Here is a 6,107-nt window from a genome sequence, read left to right on the forward strand (position 1 = left end):
CCGTAGTCAGAAAGTTCCTGCATAAATGATCGGGGTTGGGGTACTTTTTACTTCAACTTTTAAGTGCACCAACGCCGATCCGAATACTACGGCTGACCACATCTGTAAGACGTCGCGCCGATTGCTGTTACGGTGCTTCGGTTTAATTCAGCTGCATAACTAGTGTTTTCCTGGAGACAAACAGATAGCCCATCAGAGACAGTGTGATAAAGCCGACCGTACTGATCGTGAAATTTGCGCTGGGTTGGAACGACAGATCTGATACCACCATAGTACCTATTCCGGCGAAGCAATATTGGATGCATGTGAGCAGTCCCAACGCATGGGCCCCTTTGTCCCGGAAGTAGTTCGTCACGATCACCTGCACGGGCGGGTTGATGAGGGCCGTGGCCAGCCGCAGTAAGCAAGTACCTAGCGTGATCAGGCCGACGGTAAGCATAGTGTCGTGGGTAAACATTTGGGCAAGGATGACGGAGGTGCCCAGCATAGAAGTATAAATGCCGATTCCGACGATCTTCTGCGGTGTCACGTTGCTCGCGTTGAGCTTGCTCATCATACGATTTCCTAACAGATAAGCCAGAGCGATACCGATGAACAGATAGGCATAGTTGGTTTCACTCATCCCATACTGGTTGATGTACATGAAGCTGGAAATGCTGATAAATGCATAGAAAGCGGCAAACGCGGCGCCGACAATCAACGCGAGACCCAAAAAGTAGTTGTTCTCGAGAACACTGTAGTAACTCAGGAGATGCGTCTTCATGCTGAAGTTGGCGCGAAACTCTTTTTGCCGATGGTTACTCTCGCATATCACGACCCACGCCCATGCGAATAAGGGAATTTCGAACAGTGCGATGGCCCAGAAGCAATTGCGCCAGTTGGAGACTTTCACGATCCATGCGCCCAATACCGGTGCGAGGATCGGCGAAAGAACCAGTCCGACTACCAACAAGCCGGTAGCGTGAATCTGCGCCTTCTTGTCCATAGTATCCTTGATGATCAGCCTTAAGACGATATAGACCGCCGCACTACCCAGTGCCTGCGCGGCTCGTAACGCGATCATGGCAGGCATGGCAGTACACAGCGCGATCCAGACCGAGGCGGCGATATGTATGAGCAGACAGGAAAGAACCACAGAACGGCGTCCCCACAACTCGCTGACAACGCCGATAAACAACACGAAGAACGCTTGGCTGTAGTTGTAGACTGAGATAGTTAGATTGCTCACGTCCATTGATACGCCGAATTCGCGGGCAATCAGGGGCAAGCCGGACAGGAAAATATCCGTGCATGCCTGGGTGGAGAAAAGAAGTAATACCATAAGGATGACAGGGGGGGGGCGAATGCCATTTGAGTTCATAGAATAATCCTGCAAATAATGTGTTCAGTGACAGTCCAGCGCTAAGAGTTGCTGGGCCAAAGGCGGGCGGACGTCTGGACTGGTAAGGCCGTCCTCCCAGGCGCGGCGGAGCGCGACTTGCAAGTCTGCATACTCGGAATCAGACACGTTCGCCGGCCTGTTTTCGCGCATCGCGGTGGCGATGTGGCGTAGCTGTTCCAGTTGGTCGCCGATATAAAACGGTAGCCGCACGTCGCTGAGGTCGACTCGGTGGCCGTCCGGCAAAATGCGCGTGTCACGCTCGAAATCGATGCTGAAGCGGCCTATCTGGATTAGGATGTAGCGCGAGTGGCTGCTGTTCTCGGAGCAGTGCGAAACCCGGTGAATGGTATTGGCGGGCACCTGCACGACCTGACCCGGATGAAAAAGACAGGACTGGCCGCTCTCCGGTAGTTCTAGCAACAGACGCCCAGAGGCGCAATAAGTAATATCGGAAATATACGTATGGCGGTGAAAGGCTAGGTTCTCGCTACCTACGTTATAGATGCATACACGGATATCGCCAGCGAAGGAAAATTCTTTGAAGTCCATTGCTCACCTCCCTTGATGAATTAGACTTGAATCGGCCGCCGCGAAAATCGCCCAGTCCTGCGCGACCACCTTAGCGGCATTCACGAACGCTGCCGCGTAGTTGTTCTGATTTTGCCAGTACTGCGTGACCGGTCCGAAGGAATACAGATGGTCCGAATGGCGCGTGCCAGCTATCGTTGCGTGCGCCACCCGAAAGCTGCTCGACTCCGCAGCAGCAACGCCGCCCGTCCGATAGCCGTCCTCGCTGTATTCCAGCAGCTCACCACTTTCCAGCAAATGACGGATGAGTTGGGATGGATGGCGGCGCATGTCGTAATTGTGGCCATGGGATCGGATCACGATATCGGGCAGAACCGCTCTTTCGTCACCACCGATCGTGAACGCAGCACTGAATTGCTCCTGATAGCCAAGGCGTACCGTCGACAGTACTCCGGCCTCGACTAGCGCGACGAGTTTCTTCGCGTTCTGTAGGGGAATCGGCACGGCGGTGCGGATGAAATGAGTATCGAACTGGCTGTCGTAACGGAGCTTGTCCGCAGCCCTCAAGTGCTCATAGAAGCGCAAGCGGCGCGCACGCAGCACGATGGCGTGGACTATGCGTTCGCTGCGTTCGCCGCGGATTTCGGTCAAGAGCTTGTCGTAAGCGCTGGCAAACGGTGGAGCGGCGACATCGTTGAAACTAAGCCGCCCGTCGCTCGCAGCGGCTAATTCGGCGTCAATCAGCGCGATCACGTCGTCGAGCAGGACTGTCCCGTGGTTGCTTTGCCTTAGCTCGTTGATGGCGTTGTCTTTCAGATAGCGGAACTCGTCATTCAAAAGAGGCCAACGCACGCCGGGGAAGAATCCCGAGCGCGAGCCAGCGATAATCTTGACGTCCTCCACCCCGAAGTAGTGCCAGTCCGGCTCGAAGCTCCGCGCTAAACCGTCCGCACCGTATACAAACCTGCCATGTTCACACGCGCTCAAGATGGCATCGACCGCGCTCGGCCCCATGCCTTGGACATACACCGTGAGTTGCCGTTGTCGGTGTGCCTGCTGATAAGCCAACATACTGACATGAATGTTTTCCGGGGGGTAAGGCGAAGCCAGCACGGCGGTGCTGGACTGTTCGCTGGGCCAATGGCCAGAGGCCAACAACACTTTGTCCAGGTGCTCGAGGCGGGTAACCGCGCCACTGGTTCGACATTGGATCGTCAACGCGAAGTGGCCGTCGCGGGTCGCGCCGTTGATCGCTTCGTGACCGTTGAAAGTGCATACCGATATTCCGTGGCCAGCTGCGCGCTCGCTCGCCTGCTTGAAGCGGCTCGACAGGTACATGCCGAACAGGGCACGCGGATAAAACGCCGTTGCGACTGGTTCCCACTGTTCAAGCTGGGTGCTTGGATCAGAAGCCAGTATCAGTTCAGGGTGGTCAGCGATGATCTGCTCGCGGCGTTCCCGCATCCAATCGAGGAAATCATTGTCGAACAAGGACATTTTTTCTGCCGGGTTATTGCACAGGTGGTATGGTGCGCTGCAGTCGCTGCCATATGGAAATCCGGGCCCGTTCGTCGGCTGGCGTTCGACGGTGGTGATGACAATGTCACCTCGCAGGACGGTGTCACTGTCGATGCTCCGGCATAAGGTGTCGACCAGGTGCCAGAGCATGCAGGTGCCGGAGAATCCGGTGCCAATGATGCAGTAGCGCGTCATCAACGCAGGCCGTCCAGCGCGATTTTGATGCGCTGTGCCGCGCGGGTCAGCACCGCGCTGTCCCTTCCGCAATTGATCCTAACGAAATGCCGATAATGATCTTTCCCGGCATAGCCTTCCGCAAAATGCTCTCCCGAAATGGTCGCCACACGTGCTTCTTGCAACAGGAACTGTTCTGCATGGGTATATCCCAGCTGCTGGTATCGCTTCGCATAGGTTGACAGGTCAGCGAAGATGAAATAACCGCCTTGGGGTGTATGTACTGATAACTGACAGGCCCGCAGCAGTGCGATCATCTCTAGCGCACAGTTGCGCGCCTGGGTCGCTCGGCGATGTGCCACCTCGTCCATGGCCTCTTCCATTGCGTGGAAGCAGGCCACCTGGCCGTAGGTGCCGGCGAACGAATTGAGGTTGACTTGGACGTTGGCGGCGACCGCGATGAACCAGTCCGGCGCGTACATATAGCCGATCCGGTCGCCGTGCATGCCGTACGTCTTGCCCGGGCCCGTCACGTTGACTACACAATCTCTCATGCGGTAGGCGCCGACCGTGAGCGCGGCGAATGCCTTGGCTCTTTCGTTGAGGATATGGGCTTCGTACGGGCAGTCGTAGATAACTATCATGGGCGCCAAGCCATCCTCTGCTCTATCGATGTTGTGTTTGGCGACGACGGCGCCCAACGCCTGCAATTCCGACGTCGTGTATACCTTTCCGGTCGGGTTGATGCAATCGCCCAGAATGATTAGCTTGGTGTTGGGGGTGATGGCGTCACTCAAGGCGTTAGCCGACACGCCTTTTTCGATGAGCGCGTCGGACTGGACAAACACGGGGGTGCCCCCATGCAGACGGATCATGTCGGCGTAGTGTGGCCAGTTGGGCAGCGGCACGATGACTTCGTCGCCTGAGTTCAGCAGACTATGCAGTACGACCGCGATGGCGCCCTTGATGCCCCCCGGCGTGACCATGATCTCGGTCGCTGGATCATACGTAACGTCGTGCACGCGTGCAACGCGCTGCGCAATAGCCTTGAGTAAAAAATCGAATCCCTTGACGGGAGCGAACTGGTGGATAAGGTGCGGGGTATTCTTGATGAAGTCGATTACGCCTTGGTCGATACGCAGATCGGTGGGCGTGTCGAGAGTACCGATGCTCAGGTCGATGATCTTGTCGGGTTCTGCATAGCCCTCGTTTAACTGAGCGATGCGCATACGCATACCGTGAGTAATCGACTCGCCGATGCTGAGTGCGGCGTGGGAAAAGACGTTATTTAATGGCTTAGTCATGTTGTCATCCCATTGGGAGAGGCCATTAGACATCCGCGGCGCAAGACAATTCGCCGCGCACGTGGCCATTCCATGGTGTTTAATTGGCAAGCTGCGCGGCGTGGCGATACATACCGTTCCACATGTGATGCTGGATCTTTAGCGTTTGGTCGATACCATAGATAATATCGGCTAGGTCGGCTTCCGACGAGCAGTTATTCAGAACACATTGCTGCGCATCTGCGGCGTGGCGATCCTCGACACCGCTATCGAGATGGCAATTGAAATAAACCTCGACGTCATGGGTGTTGCGTTTTTGATCCAAATTGTGGCGGCTGGCACCGAACGCGTCACGGAAATGCGTAAGCATGATGCTCGCGTGAGTTTCAAGGGCGTACGCAACTCCCAACATTGTTCGATAATTCATTCCCAGCAATTGGTTTACTTTGGAGCGGTAATCCTTAGTTTCTTCTATCACCAGCGCGAATGCTTTATCGTTGCGCGTGCCATCGCGGCGACCTTCCAAGTCCCTGACTTTCAACGCAGGCAGGTCAAACTCGAACTGACCATACAGATTATGCGAATTTTCCATAAGTAACTCGTGGCAATGCGATTTTTTACCATCACCGCATTCCTCGTTGAGAATATACGAAAACAAGATTAGAGTGTCTTGGTCGTGTTCTTTCGCCGCGTGGCCGCAGATGTGGGCGATGCCGATTACAGTAGCCATCGTCCGATAGAAAAAATTCGCCCGATGAATCGCAAACAGTGTCGGCGTTAACTTGGTTTCTTTCAAAAGTTTGAAATAGTCGTTGGTGAAGACTGGATGGTCTGCCAGTTCGTTCATATAGCTCAATAACTGTTGCTGCATCATTTCTCCTTGGTTTTGTCCAATATTGAGTGGGTTAGAGTTGTAGATTTTATATCGTTGGTAAAAAATAATGTATGTGGAAATCACTAACTATTAAATATTGTTAAATTATGTTGGCAATTGATAAACTATTCAGACCGTAGCTCCATGGAAGCCAGTGATCGAGCAGCGGCTAGGGCAAGCCATGACAGCGGTCATTCGTGACAACAGCGCGGCCTTACTGTCGGCTAAACCAGTCGTTGTTTAAGAAAATCGTCGTTTATATGGGCTTTACGCAGGGTTCTGTCGCAATAGCGAACCCAAGACGGAGTCTTGGCAGACGGATTCCGCCTATCATTAAACAGAGCGGATT

General features: G+C 54.3%; 5 protein-coding genes. All 5 read right to left on the reverse strand.

Features of this window, described 5'->3' with window-relative positions; all coding sequences use genetic code 11:
- Nucleotides 1-142: 142 nt before the first annotated feature.
- The 5 genes from QN395_RS20795 to QN395_RS20815 all read right to left on the reverse strand — a co-directional run bounded on the left by QN395_RS20795 (nt 143) and on the right by QN395_RS20815 (nt 5,758).
- Complete coding sequence (locus QN395_RS20795; RefSeq protein WP_323492958.1) at nt 143-1,360, reverse strand: MFS transporter; 1,218 nt, start codon at nt 1,358-1,360, stop codon at nt 143-145.
- Between the two features lie 24 nt (nt 1,361-1,384).
- Entirely contained in the window at nt 1,385-1,930 is a 546-nt protein-coding gene (locus QN395_RS20800) for a cupin domain-containing protein (RefSeq protein WP_322121770.1), read from the reverse strand.
- 3 nt (nt 1,931-1,933) lie between these two features.
- On the reverse strand, nt 1,934-3,622 hold the full coding sequence (locus QN395_RS20805; RefSeq protein ID WP_322121838.1) for an FAD/NAD(P)-binding protein: 1,689 nt from the start codon (nt 3,620-3,622) through the stop codon (nt 1,934-1,936).
- Complete coding sequence (locus QN395_RS20810) at nt 3,622-4,905, reverse strand: pyridoxal phosphate-dependent aminotransferase (RefSeq protein WP_322121771.1); 1,284 nt, start codon at nt 4,903-4,905, stop codon at nt 3,622-3,624. Before QN395_RS20810 ends, QN395_RS20805 begins: the two co-directional genes overlap by 1 nt.
- A gap of 79 nt (nt 4,906-4,984) precedes the next feature.
- Nucleotides 4,985-5,758: a hypothetical protein gene (locus QN395_RS20815; RefSeq protein ID WP_323492959.1), complete on the reverse strand. Its 774-nt coding sequence runs from the start codon at nt 5,756-5,758 to the stop codon at nt 4,985-4,987.
- Nucleotides 5,759-6,107 lie beyond the last annotated feature (349 nt).

The organism is Undibacterium sp. RTI2.2, assembly GCF_035018705.1.
Classification (GTDB): domain Bacteria; phylum Pseudomonadota; class Gammaproteobacteria; order Burkholderiales; family Burkholderiaceae_D; genus Undibacterium.

Bases quoted from the DNA above. Each gene is read 5' to 3' on its own strand.
- QN395_RS20795 (WP_323492958.1), bottom strand. From the start codon at position 1,360: ATGAACTCAAATGGCATTCGCCCCCCCCCTGTCATCCTTATGGTATTA.
- QN395_RS20800 (WP_322121770.1), bottom strand. From the start codon at position 1,930: ATGGACTTCAAAGAATTTTCCTTCGCTGGCGATATCCGTGTATGCATC.
- QN395_RS20805 (WP_322121838.1), bottom strand. From the start codon at position 3,622: ATGACGCGCTACTGCATCATTGGCACCGGATTCTCCGGCACCTGCATG.
- QN395_RS20810 (WP_322121771.1), bottom strand. From the start codon at position 4,905: ATGACTAAGCCATTAAATAACGTCTTTTCCCACGCCGCACTCAGCATC.
- QN395_RS20815 (WP_323492959.1), bottom strand. From the start codon at position 5,758: ATGATGCAGCAACAGTTATTGAGCTATATGAACGAACTGGCAGACCAT.